Source organism: Ensifer sp. LC163 (assembly GCF_001695855.1).
Lineage (GTDB): Bacteria > Pseudomonadota > Alphaproteobacteria > Rhizobiales > Rhizobiaceae > Ensifer.
Genome location: NZ_MBSS01000056.1, coordinates 35,908 through 51,248, shown reverse-complemented (window position 1 = coordinate 51,248; position 15,341 = coordinate 35,908). Strand labels below are relative to the sequence as shown.

Below are 15,341 nucleotides of genomic sequence, written 5' to 3'. Positions count from 1 at the left end.
TGCGCACCTACTGGGCAAGCTGGAAGGCCTGGTCGCCGACGAGGCGACGGCGCAGCCATGCGGAAAACTGGTCGACGGCGAAGATCGTTGCAAACATCAGGATGACGATCGCCAGCGTCTTTGCCTGGTGGCCCTGGCCGATCGACAGCCGCAGCAGCTCGCCGATGCCGCCGCCGCCAACCGCACCGATGATGGTCGAGGCGCGGACGTTGATCTCCAGGCGCAGCAGGAAATAGCTGGCGAAATTGGGCAGCACCTGCGGCACCATGCCGAACCAGACGCGCTCGATCCAGTTGCCGCCGGCGGCGCGCAAGCCCTCGTCCGGCTTCATGTCGGCGTTCTCGACCACCTCGAAGAACAGCTTGCCGAGTGCGCCGACTGTGTGGATCGAAACGGCGGCGATCGCCGGTATCGGCCCGAGCGAGAGGATCGCGAGGAAGAAGCCGGCGATGACCACTTCTGGAAAGGCGCGCAGGATTTCCATCAGCCGGCGCACGAAACCACGCACCCACGGATTGGGCATCAGGTTGCGGGCGGCGAGGAAACAGAAGATGAAGCCGAGGAACGTGCCGATGACGGTGGAGAAGATCGCGATGTTCACGGTCTCCAGCATCTTGTGCACATATTCGGGGATGTAGAAGCTCTCGGTCAGGTAGAGCCGGCCGTCGGGATAATTGTACTTGAAGCTGCCGTCGTCATAGGGCGAGGGCAGGTCGAACATGGCGCGGAAGATTTCCAGACCGTCACGCGGCGCGAGATCGGCGACGAAATCGAAGAAGTGCGGCAGGCGGTCGAAGAATTTGCCGGCGTTGGAATCGTTGGCAAACCAGAGCGAGCCGGAAAGGGCGAGCACCAGCACGGCGAAACCGAGCCAGGAGTAAAGGCGGCGGCGGGAGTTCAGCTCCTGCCAGTGACGCTCGACCAGCGCGCCGTTTTCACTCAGATGCCTCGGGAGCATGGAAGTTGCCATGAATGTTCCGGCAATGCCGGCCTCTGTCGACAGGCGCCGCAGGCGCCCTAGCAAAAAGGCGAACGCTGGCCGCTTTGGCGGCCAGCGTCCTTGAATGATCCGGAAAATCAGCCGCCGATCGTTGCCTTGCGGGCGTCGATGATCGGCTTGTAGAAGTCGGCGTTGACTTCGGTGAAGCCGGTGAAGTCGCCGCCCTGGATGGCGGAGAAGCACGCTGCATCGGTCTTCGGCAGGTCAAGCATGAACTGCTTGAACTTTGCCTTCATGTCGTCGTTCATCGTCGAGCGGACGACGATCGGGCCGTTCGGGATCAGCGGCGACTTCCAGAGCTCGACGAGGTCGTTCATGTCGAGGATGCCCTTGTCGACCATCTTCTTCAGGTTGCCCGAGGTGTAGCCGTCCTTGAACTCGCCGACGCCCGAACCGAAGGTCGTGCCGGCATCGAACGTGCCCTTGACGACTTCGAGAACGAGATTTTCGTGACCGCCGCCGAAGCCGGTTTCACCGAAGAATTCCTTGACCGGCGCGCCGATCGTTTCCGGCAGGGTGACGAGCGGGATGAGGTAGCCCGAGGTCGAGTCCGGATCGGCGAAACCAAGCTTCTTGCCCTTCAGGTCTTCGAGCTTGGTGATGCCGGAATCCTTGCGGGCAACCATGATCGAATGGTAGCCGGTCGAGCCGTCGGTCTGGACGGTCGTCAGGATCGGCTCGACCGCGTCGGCCTTGGCGAGGTAGATCTTGGCAAAGCCCGAAGCGCCGAGCTCGGCATAGTCGAGCGTACCGCCGAGCAGGCCCTGGATGACGCCGTCATAGTCGGCGGCCGGGAACAGCGAGACCTTTTCGACGCCGATTGCGGCCGGCAGCTTGTCGACGATGCACTGGAAGTTGCGCAGGCGGTCGGCTTCGTTTTCGCCGCCGATGATGCCGACGCGGAATTCCTTGAGGTCTTCGGCCTGGGCGTGGCCGACGAGGGCGAGCAGGGCGACGGCGCCCAGAAGAGCTTTCTTCAGCATAAGGTTCTCCCGTTTTTCCGGTCGTGCCGGATGGTATTCGGTTTCAAAGAGGTGCCCTTGACGTGGGCCTTCGATCCTGGCGGGCGTCAGATGCCGGCCAGTGCCAGCGGCTGGAGGCCGGCAGATGCCGTTTGTTCCTGCGGGATAGCCGCGGGAATGTTGATGCTTGTCGAGGTCATCGATTCCTCGATACCCGTGTCGGCGCCGTAGATCTCGGCGACGGCAGCCGCCGTCAGATCCTTTGGCTGGCCGTCGAAGACGACGCGGCCATGCGCCATGCCGATGATGCGTTCGCAATAGTTGCGCGCGGTATCGAGCGTGTGGAGGTTGGTGATCACGGTGATGCCGTCACGTTCGTTGATGTCGCGCAGCGCATCCATGACGATCTTGGCGTTGAGCGGGTCGAGCGAGGCGATCGGCTCGTCAGCGAGCAGAACCTTGGGCTGCTGCATCAGCGCACGGGCGATGGCCACGCGCTGCTGTTGGCCGCCGGAAAGCGTGCCGGCCGCCTGCAGCGCCGTCTGCTCGATGCCGAGGCGCTCCAGCGCGCCGATCGCCATGATGCGCTCCTCGCGGGTAAACATGTTGAGGACGCTGAGAACCGTCGAACGGTGGTTGAGACGACCAAGCAGCACATTGGTCAGGACGTCGAGGCGCGGCACCAGATTGAATTGCTGGAAGATCATCGCGCAGTCGCGCTGCCAGTGGCGCAGGGCTGCACCCCGCAGCGACGAAACTTCAGTGCCGGCGAATTCGATCGAGCCGGACGACAGGTCGACAAGGCGGTTGATCATGCGCAGGAGCGTCGACTTGCCAGCGCCGGATCGGCCGATCACGCCGACCATCTGGCCCTGGGGGATGTCGAAGGTAACCGAGCTCACGGCTGTCTTCTTGCCGAACTGGCGGGTTACGTTCTTCAACTGAAACATTTCTAGCAGGTCCTCTTTCGGGGAGACCGGTCATCGGTATGACACCTGCCATATCGGCGCTTCATGAAAGCGAAATGTCAGTTTCTTGTCGTTTCTGTTACAGTTCACAGCCTCGTCGACATCCTTAACGGAATGTGACAATCACAGCGGGACGAGGGTGCGTCGCCGCTACCTCAGGAAGCGCTCGGGGTTGAACGCTTTGGGGTCAAGGCCGTTTGCGGCGAAGCTTTCGGGCGCCGGTGCGCCAATCAGCAGATTGGCGGCAAGCGCGCCCAAGGCCGGCGATGTCAGAATGCCGTAGCCGCCCTGGCCGGCAAGCCAGAAGAAGTCCGGGCGGTCCTTCGCGTGGCCGATCACCGGCAGCTTGTCGGGAGAGAAGCTGCGCAAGCCCGCCCAGCTTTTGAAGATGCGACGGACCGGGACGGTCGTCGCCTCCTCGACATAATGGGCGGCCCAGGCGACATCGATTTCTTCTGGCTGCACGTCGGTCGGTTCGCACGGCGTGGCGTCGGCGGGGGAGGCGAGCAAGCGCCCCCCTTCGGGCTTCATGTAGAAGTCTTCGTCGATCTCGTTGATTTCGGGCAGGGTCAGGGCATCGATTTCCGCGGGGAGGTCCACGGTGATCGCGGTGCGGCGATGCGGCACAATGCCGACCGGCGACACACCGAAGAGGGCTGCGACAGCATCGGCCCAGCCGCCGGCGGCATTGACGATGACCTGCGCGCGGATCTCGCCAGCGCTTGTCGAAAGCACCCAGCCGCCTGCCTCGCGGTGGGGAGCCATGACATCACTGCGCTCGATCACCTCGGCGCCGTTGCGACGTGCCCCGCGCAGGTAACCCTGCAGCAGGTTCTCGACCTCGATGTCCCAGAAATTGGGATCGTAGAATGCAGCGGCCACATAGTCGCGGCGCAGGATCGGCACCCGGACGATCGCTTCATCGACAGTCAACCTTTGCAGGTCGGGATTGGCGATGCTCTCTTCGGCAAACACGGCCTCCAGCCGCGCCGCTTTCTCCGCGTTGGCGATCATCACGCCGCCACGCCGCTTCAGCAGCGGCACGTCGGAAAACCCTTCCGGAGGCTGATCGAAGAAGGTTTTGGAGATCGCCGCGAGCTTGCACACTTCAGGGGCGTTGTAGCGCAGCACGAATTCCGCGGCGGAGCGTCCGGTGCTGTGATAGCCGAGCCCGTCTTCCCGTTCGATGACGACAACGGAGCGGTGCGGCGCCAGGAAATAGGCAAGCGAAAGGCCGGCAATGCCGCCCCCTATGATTGCCACATCAAATTCACGCATGTCCCGACCCCGCTTCTGATTTGGCCGGACCATAGGCAGCGCCCGCTACGCGTTCAAATTTATAACGGGAAATGTCACTATCAATTCAGATGATGGTCCAGGCAGTGGTCGAGCGGGGCGGTGTCGGCCACATGCGCAAGAAAGGCAGCTTCGGCGGGATTGAGAATCGAGTTCGGGTTGGAGATGCGAAAGACATCTGTTGTCGGCAGGTTGTGGTAGGGCGGGAGCTGCCAAAGTCGACCCTCGGCGACGGCGGGCGCTGCAAGATGATCCGGCAACATGCCGATGCCGATATTGGAGGCGATGAGCCGCATCACCTCCTCGACATTGCATGACACGGCCCGCACCTGCTGGCCGAACGAACCTATGGCGCGCACTGCCGTCACGGAGTTCATGTGCTGGCCGCCAAGTACATCGGCGATGAAGGCAATGTAAGGATTGCCGCGCAGGTCGTTGAAATCGACACCCTCGGCACCGAACAGGGGGTGATCGCTGCCGCAGTAAAGCGCATAACGCTCACGCACGTGGAAGCTCTTGTTCAGCCAGGCGGGGATGTTGCCGTCGCACAGCCCCATGGTTGCGATATTGCGTTCGACAGCGCTCAGCACATCGACGGTCGTGGCCACGGTCACCGATATCGTCACCTTCGGATGCTTGCTGAAGAAGGTCGCGAGCCTCCGGTCCCAGGCGGGGTTGTGGGCATGGCTGACGACATGAATATTGAGATGGCCGGTGATTTCCTCGCCCGCCGTTTCAAGGACGTTGGGAAGCCTGATGACGGCCGCGAAGATGTCGCGGCACTGCGCGTGCAACCTGGCGCCGGCATCGGTCAGGTCGAAGCGGCCCGGACGGCGATCGATGAGCTTCTGTCCGACGGTCTGTTCGAGCCGCTTGAGCGCCATGCTGACAGCCGGTTGCTGCAGCAGGAGCCGATTGGCCGCCGCGGTAATGCTTCCTTCCTCCACCACGACGACGAAGGTGCGCAGCAGGTTCCAGTCGAGATTGTGGGCGAAGCGTTCCAGACGGTCATTGGCCATGGGGGTGGATTACGGTGGACCTCTATCGGGTGGATGGCAATCAGGCAGACAATCATCCTTCTCTGAAGAAGGTCAAGATCGCCCCGACTGCAGGGCGCCATTCCGCGGACGCATGAGGCGGTGCCTCAATTTCGTTTGAAAGCCTTGGTTCCGCTTGCCATAACCGCAAGTGGAAAAATCCGATGGGAGAGAGACATGGCCGGCAAGACGCAATTTCAATGGGATGACGCGTTCCTCCTCGAAGATCAGTTGACCGAGGACGAGCGCATGATCCGCGACACGGCGCGGGCCTATGCGCAGGACCGGCTGCAGCCCCGCATCATTGCTGCCTATCGCGAAGAATCGACCGATCCCGAAATCTTTCGTGAAATGGGTGATCTCGGTCTGCTTGGCGTAACCGTGTCGGAGACCTATGGCGGTGTCGGCGCCTCCTATGTCGCCTATGGTCTCGTCGCCCGCGAAGTCGAGCGCGTCGATAGCGGTTACCGCTCGATGATGAGTGTGCAGTCTTCGCTCGTTATCTATCCGATCTACGCCTACGGCTCGGAAGAGCAGAAGCAGAAGTATCTGCCGAAGCTGATCAGCGGCGAATGGATCGGCTGCTTCGGGTTGACCGAGCCAGACGCCGGTTCCGACCCGGCCGGCATGAAGACCCGCGCCATCAAGACGGAAAACGGCTACCGCCTCGTCGGTTCGAAGATGTGGATCTCCAACGCGCCGCTTGCCGATGTCTTTGTCGTCTGGGCAAAGTCGGAAGCCCATGGCAACGCCATTCGCGGCTTCGTGCTCGACAAGGGCATGAAGGGCCTTTCGGCGCCGAAAATTGCCGGCAAGCTGTCGCTGCGCGCCTCGATCACCGGCGAAATCGTCATGGACAACGTCGAGGTCGGCGAAGATGCGCTGCTCCCCAACGTCGAGGGGCTGAAGGGCCCGTTCGGCTGCCTCAACCGCGCCCGCTACGGCATTTCCTGGGGCGCACTCGGTGCGGCCGAGTTCTGCTGGCATGCCGCCCGTCAATACGGTCTCGATCGCAAGCAGTTCAACCGCCCGCTCGCCCAGACGCAGCTCTTCCAGAAGAAGCTTGCCGACATGCAGACCGAGATTTCCCTCGGACTTCAGGGCTCGCTGCGCGTCGGCCGGCTGATGGATGAAGGCCGCATGGCTCCGGAAATGATCTCGATCGTCAAGCGCAACAATTGTGGCAAGGCGCTGGATATCGCCCGCATGGCGCGGGACATGCACGGCGGCAACGGCATTTCCGAGGAATACCAGGTCATGCGCCATATGGTGAACCTCGAGACGGTCAACACCTATGAAGGCACGCACGACGTTCATGCTCTGATCCTCGGCCGCGCCCAGACCGGGCTCCAGGCTTTCTTCTGAGCGGCCGATCATGGAAGCGCCACTGAAGGGTATTCGTGTTCTTGAGCTCGCCCGCATTCTTGCGGGTCCCTGGATCGGTCAGACGCTCGCCGATCTCGGTGCTGACGTCGTCAAGGTGGAAAGCCCGGCGGGTGACGACACCCGCACCTGGGGGCCGCCCTTCGTCGCCGGCGAGGATGGGGAGAAGCTCGATGCGGCCTATTTCCACGCCTGCAATCGGGGCAAGCGCTCGGTCGTGCTCGATTTCACGACCGAGGAAGGGCAGGAGGCCGTGCGCCGGCTGGTGGCCCAATCCGACGTCCTGCTCGAGAATTTCAAGGTCGGCGGCCTCGAGAAATATGGCCTCGATTACGAAAGCCTGAAGAAGGTCAATCCGCGCCTGATCTATTGCTCGGTGACGGGCTTCGGTCAGGACGGACCCTATGCGCATCGCGCCGGCTACGACTACATCGTCCAGGGCATGAGCGGGATCATGGATCTCACCGGCGAGCCGGATCGCGAGCCGCAGAAAATCGGCGTCGCCTTCGCCGATATCTTTACCGGGCTTTACGGCGTCATCGCCGTTCAGGCGGCATTGGCGCAGCGCGAGCGAACCGGAAAAGGCCAGCAGATCGACATGGCGCTGCTCGACTGCATGACCGGCGTGCTTGCCAATCAGGCGCTCAATTTTCTCGTCTCGGGCAAGGCGCCGCGTCGGCTTGGCAACGCCCATCCGAACATCGCGCCCTACCAGGTGTTCCCCTCGGCCGATGGTCACCTGATCGTTGCCGTCGGCAACGACCGGCAGTTCGTCAAGTTCTGCAACCTGCTTGGCCGCGGCGATCTGGCGACGGACGAGCGTTATCTGACCAACGCGTCCCGCGTCCAGAATCGCGACAGCCTGACACCGGCGCTTGCGGCTGAAACGGCAAGGTTCGAACGGGATACGCTTTTGACATTGCTGGAAGAGGCAGGCGTTCCGGGTGGTCCGATCAACACGGTTGCTGACGTTTTCGCCGACCCGCAGATCATGCACCGACAGATGCAGATCGACACACTGCATTCCGGTGCGGCCGGCGGAACATCGCCGGGTGTCCGTACGCCGATCCGTTTTTCCGATGCCTCTCTTGTGCTTGACCGCGGTGTTCCGCGCCTCGGCGAGCATACGGCGGAGGTGCTGGCCGAAATCGGCATGGCAGCCGTGCCTGAAAAAGCGAAGGGGTGAGAGGGTTCTCCCTCTCACCCCTTCATCTCTGCAATTACAGGCACTTGAACCGGCGCGTTAAACCTTGAGCGCCCGGTTGAAGACGCGCGACAGCCGCTCTGCGAATGCGCGCGGATCCTGCGGCTTGTCGCCGTCGAGCACGCGGGCCTGATCGAGCAGAAGCTGAACGGCGTCAGCGCGGAAGGTGCTATCATCGGCCGGGCAGGCGGCGATCGCCGCAATCAGCGCGTGGCCGGGATTGATCTCGAGGATCGGCTTTGCCGCGTCGTCGAGGCGGCCGGCGCCCTGCAGCATCTTTTCGAGCTGACGGTCGGGGCCATGCTCCGGCGCCACCAGGCAGACGGCGCTTTCCGTCAGGCGGTCGGAGGTGCGAACCTCAGATACGGCTTCTCCGAGCGTTTCCTTGGCGAAGGCGACGAAGTCGGTCACCGCCTGGCTCGCCTCGGGCGCGCTGTCGGCGCTGCCTTCCGGCTTTGCGACGCTGCCCAGATCGGCTGAACCCTGGGTGATCGACTTCATCGGCTTGCCTTCGAAGTCCGGTGCCGACGTCACCCAGAAGCTGTCGACCGGGTCGGTCAGCAACAGCACCTCGATGCCGCGTGCACGGAAACCCTCAAGCTGCGGCGATGCCTTGAGTTGGGCGAGGTTGTCGCCGGTCAGGTAGTAGATCGCCGACTGGCCGTCCTTCATGTCCTTGACGTAATCGGCAAGGCTGCGGTGGCCGTCTTCCGAGGTGGTCGTGCGGAAGCGGGAAAGCGCGATCAGTTGCGAGCGGCGCTCGAAGTCCTCGTAAATGCCTTCCTTCAGCACGCTGCCGAAGTTTTCCCAGACCTTGTCGAAGGTCTCGCGGTCGCTCTCCGCCAGCTTTTCGATCGCCGTCAGCACCCGGTTCGTCAATCCCTTGCGAATGCTGGAAAGCAAGGGGCTTTCCTGGATCATCTCGCGCGAGACATTGAGCGGAAGGTCCGACGTGTCGACGAGGCCACGCACGAAGCGCAGATAACGCGGCAGCAATTCCGCCTCGTCGGTGATGAAGACGCGCTTGACGTAGAGCTTCATCCGGCCCCTTCGGTCCTGATCGAAGAGGTCGAACGGCTTGGAGCCGGGCAGGAAGGCAAGTGCCGTATATTCGTGCCGGCCCTCGGCGCGGAAATGCACCGTCAATGCCGGATCGTCGTACTGGCCCGAAACGCCGCGATAGAAGTCGGCGTAATCTTCCTTGGAAATCTCGCTCTTCTGCTTGGTCCAGAGCGCCGTGCCATCGCCGACGGAAACCGGTTCGGCGCCAGGCTTCTCGACGATCGAGATCGGAACCGGGACATGGCCGGACTGGTCCTTGACGATGCGCTCGACCGTCCAGCGCGAGGTATAAGTCTTGGCATCTTCCATCAGGTGCAGGGTGATGCGTGTGCCGCGCGCCGGCGCCTCTGCAAGATCGGCGGCTGCGACCGTGTAGCTGCCCTTTCCGTCCGACGACCAGAGCCATGCATGGTCCGAGCCGGCGCGGCGTGAGACGACGTCGACATTGTCGGCGACCATGAAGGCGGAATAGAATCCAACGCCGAACTGGCCGATGAGCTGCGCGCCCTCCTTGCCCTGTGCCGCTTCGATGCGCTCCATGAAGGCGCGCGTGCCCGAGCGGGCGATGGTGCCGAGCGCCTCGACGAGCTCGTCGCGGCTCATGCCGATGCCATTGTCCTCGACAACGAGGCGGTTGTTTTCCTCGTCGAGCGTCACCTTGATGCCAGGGCTCGTGTCGCCTGCCAGCAGCTCGGGCGAGACGATCGCCTCATAACGCAGCTTCTCGCAGGCGTCTGCGGCGTTCGAAATCAGTTCGCGGAGGAAGACGTTCTTGTCGGAATAGACCGAGTGCACCATGAGATGGAGCAGTCTGGCTACATCGGCTTCAAAGACATGTTTCTCGACGGACATTTCAACTTCGCTCATCGCGGTGGCAACTCCTATGGTTTTCGCCCCAATTGGCAAGCTACGTCTTGAATTTCAAGGGTCGACTTGCGGTGTGCCCGTTTCTGTACAATTCTCTGGGCACAAAGATGCCGCTGGCGACTGGCGAGACGCAGTTGCCTTTGACGTCGTGGTTGCGGGGCGAACGATCTGCGCTCGACGACAAATCGCCGTAACACTCCAGTGCTATGCTCCTGAGGTCCGGGCTGCGACAGACGTCTCGGGTCATCAATGCCGAATTCATGTCGCGGCTGCGCCGCTTGTTTCCTTGACACATGTCAACGCCCGGCCTTCTGCCTTGTGCTATTTGCTTGCAGGAGCGGGACCAGCCTTCATTCGCACCGAGGAGTGGACATCATGCCCAAGCAATCCACGATCCCGACAATACCGACATTCGCCGATGCCTACGCCTTCTCGGTCGACGCTTGGCAGCGCTCGATCCTTTTTCTCGATGTCATGCGAGAGCGCGGCGCGCAGTACGAGGAGCACAGGACGCAAACCGCTCCGAACGTTTTGGAATTCGGGGCCGAGCTCATCCGCGACGGGCGCACGCTCACCAAGCCTGTGAACTATGCGCTGGTGCGGATCGTACCGCCCGATGGCGTCGTCATCGATCCGTCGAAGCGGCCGTTTGTTGTCGTCGATCCCCGCGCGGGCCACGGTCCCGGAATCGGTGGCTTCAAGGCCGACAGCGAGATCGGCGTGGCGATGAAGGCGGGCCATCCCTGCTATTTCATCGGCTTCCTTCCCGATCCCGTTCTCGGCCAGACCATCGAAGATATCGCCCATGCCGAAGCGGATTTTCTCGAAACGGTCATCGCCCGCCATCCGGCCGCCGACGGCAAGCCTTGCGTGATCGGCAATTGCCAGGCGGGCTGGGCCGTAATGATCGTCGCGTCGCTGAGGCCGGAGCTTTTTGGGCCAATCATCATTGCTGGCGCGCCTCTCTCCTATTGGGCAGGGGTCAAGGGCCAGAACCCTATGCGCTATTCCGGCGGGCTTCTCGGCGGCAGTTGGCTGACCGCACTGACCGGCGATCTTGGTGCCGGCATCTTCGACGGTGCTTGGCTGGTTCAGAATTTCGAGAACCAGAACCCCGCCAACACGCTCTGGACCAAACAATATAATCTCTATTCGAAGATCGACACGGAGGCGGGGCGCTACCTGGGCTTCGAGCGCTGGTGGGGCGGACACGTCACGCTCAACGCCGAGGAGATGCAGTTCATCGTCGATGAACTCTTCGTCGGCAACAGACTAGCTGCGGGGGAAATCCGGACCTCCGACGGAACAGCGATCGATCTTCGCAACATCAGCTCGCCGATTGTCGTGTTCTGCTCGAAGGGCGACAACATCACCCCGCCGCAGCAGGCGCTCGACTGGATTCTGGACCTTTACGACAGCGTCGACGAGATCCGCGCCTATGGCCAGACCATCGTCTACACCGTGCACGAGACGATCGGGCATCTCGGCATCTTCGTTTCCGCGGGCGTCGCCCGGAAGGAACACGACGAATTTGCCTCCAACATCGAGCTGATCGATGTGCTGCCGCCGGGTCTCTACGAGGCAGTGCTGACGCCGGCGAGCGAGGCTGCCGAGGGCAGGGAACTGGTCGCCGGCGAATGGGTCATGCGCTGCGAGGCGCGAACGCTCGACGACATCCGCACCCTTGGCGGCAACGATATCGACGACGAACGTCGCTTTGCCGCTGCGGCCAAGCTCTCGGAGATCAATCTGGCGCTCTACCGCACCTACCTGCAGCCGGCGATCAAAACGGTGGTGACGCCGCCAGTCGCTGAGGCGATGCGGAACATGCACCCGCTGCGCTTGCAGTATGCGTTGTTCGGTCCAGACAATCCGTTCATGGCCTGGACATCGGCGCTGGCCGAGCAGGTGCGCGATAGCCGCGAGCCGGCGTCCCCGGACAACCCATTCACCGCTCTGCAGGAGAACCTGTCGCGCCAAATCGTCGACGGGCTGGAGGCCTGGCGACGGATGGCCGAATCCCTCTCGGAGCAGACGTTCCAGGCGATCTACGGCGCTCCCACACTGCAGGCCGCGCTCGGTATCGATGCGAAATCGACCCGGCCGCCGCGCAAGGCCGAGAAGAGTTTGCTACACCAGGCTCTCGTCGATGCACGCATCGCCGAACTCAAGGCCAGGATGACGGAGGGTGGCACTTGCGAAGGCCTCGCCAGGGCATTGCTTTTCGTCGGCATGGCGCGCGGCGGGGTTGACGAGCGTGGTTTTGAAGCCGTTCGCCGGCTGCGGCGCGCCCACCCCGGGGCCAGACAACTGAGCCTCGCCGAGTTCAAGACGTTGATGCGCGAGCAGTATTTCATGCTGCTGATCGACGAGGAGACGACCCTTGCCGCGCTCCCGAAGCTGCTGCCGGAAGCGATCGAGGATCGTCGTGGCGCCTTCACGGCCCTTCGAGAGGTGCTCGATGCGTCCGGCCCGCTGACGGGCCCTGCAGCCGAAAGGCTGCAACGCATGGCGACGCTTTTCGGGCTTGATAGCGAGCCGACGGTCCCGATCGCCGTCCGCAAGACCACCCCCAACCGCAGCGCATCCTGACCGAGGAAGGAGTTCGACGTGTCCGAGGTGACCGCACTGACGACTGAGCCGTCCAAATACAACCGCCTGATAGCCGCCGCTCAAGAGGAGGCACCCGCAGTCACCATCGTGACGCATCCCTGCGACGAGACTTCGCTCCGTGGTGCGCTGGAGGCGGCGGAGATGGGGCTGATCGCGCCGGTGCTTGTCGGTCCGGAATCCAAAATCCGCAATGTCGCCGCCGAACACCGGCTCGATCTTGGGGGGCGTGAGATCATCGACGTGCCGCACAGCCATGCGGCGGCGGCCAAGGCGGTCGCGATGATCCGCGAAGGCAAAGGCGAATTGCTGATGAAAGGGAGCCTGCATACGGACGAACTGATGCGAGAGGTGGCCGCCTCCGCCACCGGGCTCAGGACCGATCGGCGGATCAGCCACGTCTTCATCATGGATGTGCCGGGTCACCCCGAGACGCTGTTCATCACCGACGCCGCCATCAACATCTTCCCCGACCTCGAAGCCAAGCGCGACATCGTGCAGAATGCGATCGACCTCTGGGTCACGATCGGTCTCGGCGAGCCGCGTGTTGCCATTCTTTCGGCGGTGGAGACCGTGACGACGAAGATTCCTTCGACGATCGAAGCAGCCGCACTGTGCAAGATGGCCGAACGCAGCCAGATCACCGGTGGCCTTCTCGACGGTCCACTCGCCTTCGACAACGCGATCGATCCGGAGGCCGCTCGCATCAAGGGCATCACCTCGCCGGTTGCCGGCCAAGCCCAGATCCTGGTGGTGCCGGATCTCGAGGCCGGAAACATGCTGGCCAAGAACCTGACTTTCCTTTCCCGCGCCGACGCTGCGGGCATCGTTCTTGGCGCGCGGGTGCCGATCGTGCTGACGTCGCGGGCGGATTCGGTGCGCACGCGTCTTGCTTCGTGCGCCGTGGCGGCGCTCTACGCAGCGAGGCGGCGCGCGACGCAAGTCAAGGCGATATAGCCATGGATGCCCTCCTTGTCGTCAACGCCGGCTCGTCGAGCCTGAAGTTCCAAGTGTTCGCAACCACCGACACCGGCCTCGAGCGCCGCGTGCGCGGGCAGATCGGCGGCATCGGCACGCGCCCTCGGCTGCAGGCGAAAGGCGCTGACGGTGCAGTGCTGGTCGACCGCAGCTATGATGCAGACGTCGTACGCGACCTTCCGGCGGCCATCGCGGTGGCGCGGGATTGGCTGCTGACGCTTGAAGGCTTCACACTGCGCGCGATCGGTCACCGGGTCGTGCACGGCGGTCCTGATTTTGCCGAGCCCGTGCTGATCGATGCTGCCGTGCTCGATCGCCTGGCGAGCTACCAGGATCTCGCGCCGCTGCACCAGCCCAACAACCTGGCCCCAATCCGCCAGGCCATGGCAATCAACCCGGATGTGCCGCAGGTCGCCTGCTTCGACACTGCCTTCCATCACGGCCATCCTGAGCAAGTGAATTGCTACGCCATGCCGCGCAGCTTCTATGACGAGGGCGTGCGGCGCTACGGCTTCCATGGTCTCTCCTACGAATATGTCGCGGAGCGGCTGCGCGAGTTGGCGCCGGAGGCTGCGCGTGGCCGGGTCATCGTCGCCCATCTCGGTAGCGGTGCCTCGATGTGCGCATTGCGCAACGGCCACAGCATCGAGTCGACGATGGGCTTCACCGCGCTCGACGGCCTGCCGATGGGCACGCGTCCGGGCCAACTCGATCCGGGTGTCGTGCTCTATCTGATCCTTCAAAGGGGCATGAGCGCACAGGTCGTCTCGGATCTGCTCTACCATGAGGCTGGGCTGAAGGGGCTCTCCGGCGTGTCGAACGACATGCGCGATCTCCTCGCAAGCGACGATCCGCATGCCAAGCTTGCCGTCGATCACTTCGTCTATCGATGCGGACTCAATGCGGGAATGCTCGCGGCTGCGCTGGGCGGGATCGATGCTTTCGTCTTCACGGCGGGAGTCGGCGAGAACTCCGCTCCGATCCGCGCCCGCATCGCCGAAGGACTCGCCTGGCTTGGGGCCGAACTCGATCCGACCGCAAACGATGCCGGCGCCATGTTGATCTCCGCGCCGGCGAGCCGCGTGGCGCTGTATCTCATTCCGACCGACGAGGAATTGATGATCGCGCGCCACACGCTGGCGCTCCTCAGAACCCGTACCGCCTGACGCAACGGAGGCAAGCCATGTCCATTCCCGCCGCAAAGGCCAAGCTTCTCCAAGGCCGCAAGGGCCTCGTCGTCGGCGTCGCCAACGACCGTTCGATCGCCTGGGGCTGCGCCCGCGCCTTCCGCGCTTTCGGAGCAGAAGTCGCCGTCACCTATCTCAACGACAAGGCAAGACCCTATGTGGAGCCGCTGGCGCGCGAACTCGATGCGCCGATCTTCCTGCCGCTCGACGTTGCCGTTCCCGGCCAGATGGAGGCGGTCTTCGCGGAGATCGGCAAGACCTGGGGCGAGCTCGACTTCGTCGTTCACTCGATCGCCTTCTCGCCGAAGGACGCGCTTGGAGGGCGCGTAACCGATGTCCCACGCGAGGGCTTCCTCAAGACCATGGACATATCCTGCTGGTCCTTCATCCGCATGGCCCAGCTTGCCGAACCCTTGATGAAGAATGGCGGCACGCTCTTCACCATGACCTATCACGGCTCGCAGGTGGTGGTGGAGAATTACAACATCATGGGGGTCGCCAAGGCCGCGCTGGAAAGTGCGGTCCGCTACCTGGCGGCGGAGCTTGGTCCCAAGGGCATCCGCGTCCACGCCATTTCACCCGGAGCTCTTGCGACCCGTGCCGCCTCCGGTATCCCGGAATTTGATGCGTTGCTCGAAAAGACGAAGATCAAGTCGCCGCGCCGCGAGCTCGTGGACATCGACGATGTCGGCGCGGCGACTGCTTTCCTGGCCCATGACGCCGCCCGGCTGATAACGGGGCAAGTGCTCTATGTCGACGGTGGCTACCACATCGTCGACTGATCGCG

12 protein-coding genes are annotated in these 15,341 nt (G+C 63.0%); 6 read left to right on the top strand and 6 right to left on the bottom strand.

Going from position 1 to position 15,341, the window contains the following annotated elements; genetic code table 11:
* Positions 1-7: 7 nt before the first annotated feature.
* The 5 genes from phnE to BC360_RS26550 all read right to left on the bottom strand — a co-directional run bounded on the left by phnE (position 8) and on the right by BC360_RS26550 (position 5,245).
* On the bottom strand, positions 8-970 hold the full coding sequence (phnE, locus tag BC360_RS26570) for a phosphonate ABC transporter, permease protein PhnE (protein ID WP_065784359.1): 963 nt from the start codon (positions 968-970) through the stop codon (positions 8-10).
* Between the two features lie 107 nt (positions 971-1,077).
* Entirely contained in the window at positions 1,078-1,983 is a 906-nt protein-coding gene (gene phnD, locus BC360_RS26565; protein WP_065784360.1) for a phosphonate ABC transporter substrate-binding protein, read from the bottom strand.
* Positions 1,984-2,069: 86 nt separating this feature from the next.
* Positions 2,070-2,912, bottom strand: a complete 843-nt coding sequence (phnC, locus tag BC360_RS26560) for a phosphonate ABC transporter ATP-binding protein (protein WP_065797462.1) — start codon at positions 2,910-2,912, stop codon at positions 2,070-2,072.
* 168 nt (positions 2,913-3,080) lie between these two features.
* Positions 3,081-4,208 (bottom strand): NAD(P)/FAD-dependent oxidoreductase, encoded by a 1,128-nt coding sequence (locus BC360_RS26555; protein WP_065797461.1) that lies wholly within the window; start codon positions 4,206-4,208, stop codon positions 3,081-3,083.
* 80 nt (positions 4,209-4,288) lie between these two features.
* Complete coding sequence (locus BC360_RS26550) at positions 4,289-5,245, bottom strand: LysR family transcriptional regulator (RefSeq protein WP_065797460.1); 957 nt, start codon at positions 5,243-5,245, stop codon at positions 4,289-4,291.
* Between the two features lie 195 nt (positions 5,246-5,440).
* Here BC360_RS26550 and BC360_RS26545 point away from each other — a divergent pair, with 195 nt between their 5' ends.
* Together BC360_RS26545 and BC360_RS26540 are read left to right on the top strand one after the other, a co-directional pair.
* The gene (locus BC360_RS26545) at positions 5,441-6,628 is read left to right on the top strand and encodes an acyl-CoA dehydrogenase (RefSeq protein ID WP_065797459.1); all 1,188 of its coding nucleotides are present in this window, start codon (positions 5,441-5,443) and stop codon (positions 6,626-6,628) included.
* A gap of 10 nt (positions 6,629-6,638) precedes the next feature.
* On the top strand, positions 6,639-7,832 hold the full coding sequence (locus BC360_RS26540; RefSeq protein WP_065797458.1) for a CaiB/BaiF CoA transferase family protein: 1,194 nt from the start codon (positions 6,639-6,641) through the stop codon (positions 7,830-7,832).
* Positions 7,833-7,889: 57 nt separating this feature from the next.
* Here BC360_RS26540 and htpG read toward each other — a convergent pair whose 3' ends face one another.
* Complete coding sequence (htpG, locus tag BC360_RS26535; RefSeq protein WP_065797457.1) at positions 7,890-9,779, bottom strand: molecular chaperone HtpG; 1,890 nt, start codon at positions 9,777-9,779, stop codon at positions 7,890-7,892.
* Between the two features lie 375 nt (positions 9,780-10,154).
* On the opposite strand from htpG, the gene BC360_RS26530 reads away from it, so the two are divergent.
* Genes BC360_RS26530 through fabI form a run of 4 tightly spaced genes read left to right on the top strand, consistent with a single transcriptional unit; the run spans position 10,155 to position 15,336 of the window.
* On the top strand, positions 10,155-12,371 hold the full coding sequence (locus tag BC360_RS26530; protein WP_065797456.1) for a DUF3141 domain-containing protein: 2,217 nt from the start codon (positions 10,155-10,157) through the stop codon (positions 12,369-12,371).
* Between the two features lie 18 nt (positions 12,372-12,389).
* On the top strand, positions 12,390-13,346 hold the full coding sequence (locus tag BC360_RS26525; protein ID WP_065797455.1) for a phosphate acetyltransferase: 957 nt from the start codon (positions 12,390-12,392) through the stop codon (positions 13,344-13,346).
* 2 nt (positions 13,347-13,348) lie between these two features.
* Positions 13,349-14,533, top strand: coding sequence for an acetate/propionate family kinase (locus tag BC360_RS26520; protein ID WP_065797454.1), 1,185 nt, complete (start codon positions 13,349-13,351; stop codon positions 14,531-14,533).
* A 17-nt stretch (positions 14,534-14,550) separates the two neighbouring features.
* Positions 14,551-15,336, top strand: a complete 786-nt coding sequence (gene fabI / locus BC360_RS26515; RefSeq protein ID WP_065797453.1) for an enoyl-ACP reductase FabI — start codon at positions 14,551-14,553, stop codon at positions 15,334-15,336.
* Positions 15,337-15,341: the final 5 nt, after the last annotated feature.

Coding starts and splice junctions, on each gene's coding strand:
- BC360_RS26520 (WP_065797454.1), top strand. CDS start 13,349: ATGGATGCCCTCCTTGTCGTCAACGCCGGCTCGTCGAGCCTGAAGTTC.
- phnC (WP_065797462.1), bottom strand. CDS start 2,912: ATGTTTCAGTTGAAGAACGTAACCCGCCAGTTCGGCAAGAAGACAGCC.
- htpG (WP_065797457.1), bottom strand. CDS start 9,779: ATGAGCGAAGTTGAAATGTCCGTCGAGAAACATGTCTTTGAAGCCGAT.
- BC360_RS26555 (WP_065797461.1), bottom strand. CDS start 4,208: ATGCGTGAATTTGATGTGGCAATCATAGGGGGCGGCATTGCCGGCCTT.
- BC360_RS26545 (WP_065797459.1), top strand. CDS start 5,441: ATGGCCGGCAAGACGCAATTTCAATGGGATGACGCGTTCCTCCTCGAA.
- phnE (WP_065784359.1), bottom strand. CDS start 970: ATGGCAACTTCCATGCTCCCGAGGCATCTGAGTGAAAACGGCGCGCTG.
- BC360_RS26550 (WP_065797460.1), bottom strand. CDS start 5,245: ATGGCCAATGACCGTCTGGAACGCTTCGCCCACAATCTCGACTGGAAC.
- phnD (WP_065784360.1), bottom strand. CDS start 1,983: ATGCTGAAGAAAGCTCTTCTGGGCGCCGTCGCCCTGCTCGCCCTCGTC.
- fabI (WP_065797453.1), top strand. CDS start 14,551: ATGTCCATTCCCGCCGCAAAGGCCAAGCTTCTCCAAGGCCGCAAGGGC.
- BC360_RS26540 (WP_065797458.1), top strand. CDS start 6,639: ATGGAAGCGCCACTGAAGGGTATTCGTGTTCTTGAGCTCGCCCGCATT.
- BC360_RS26530 (WP_065797456.1), top strand. CDS start 10,155: ATGCCCAAGCAATCCACGATCCCGACAATACCGACATTCGCCGATGCC.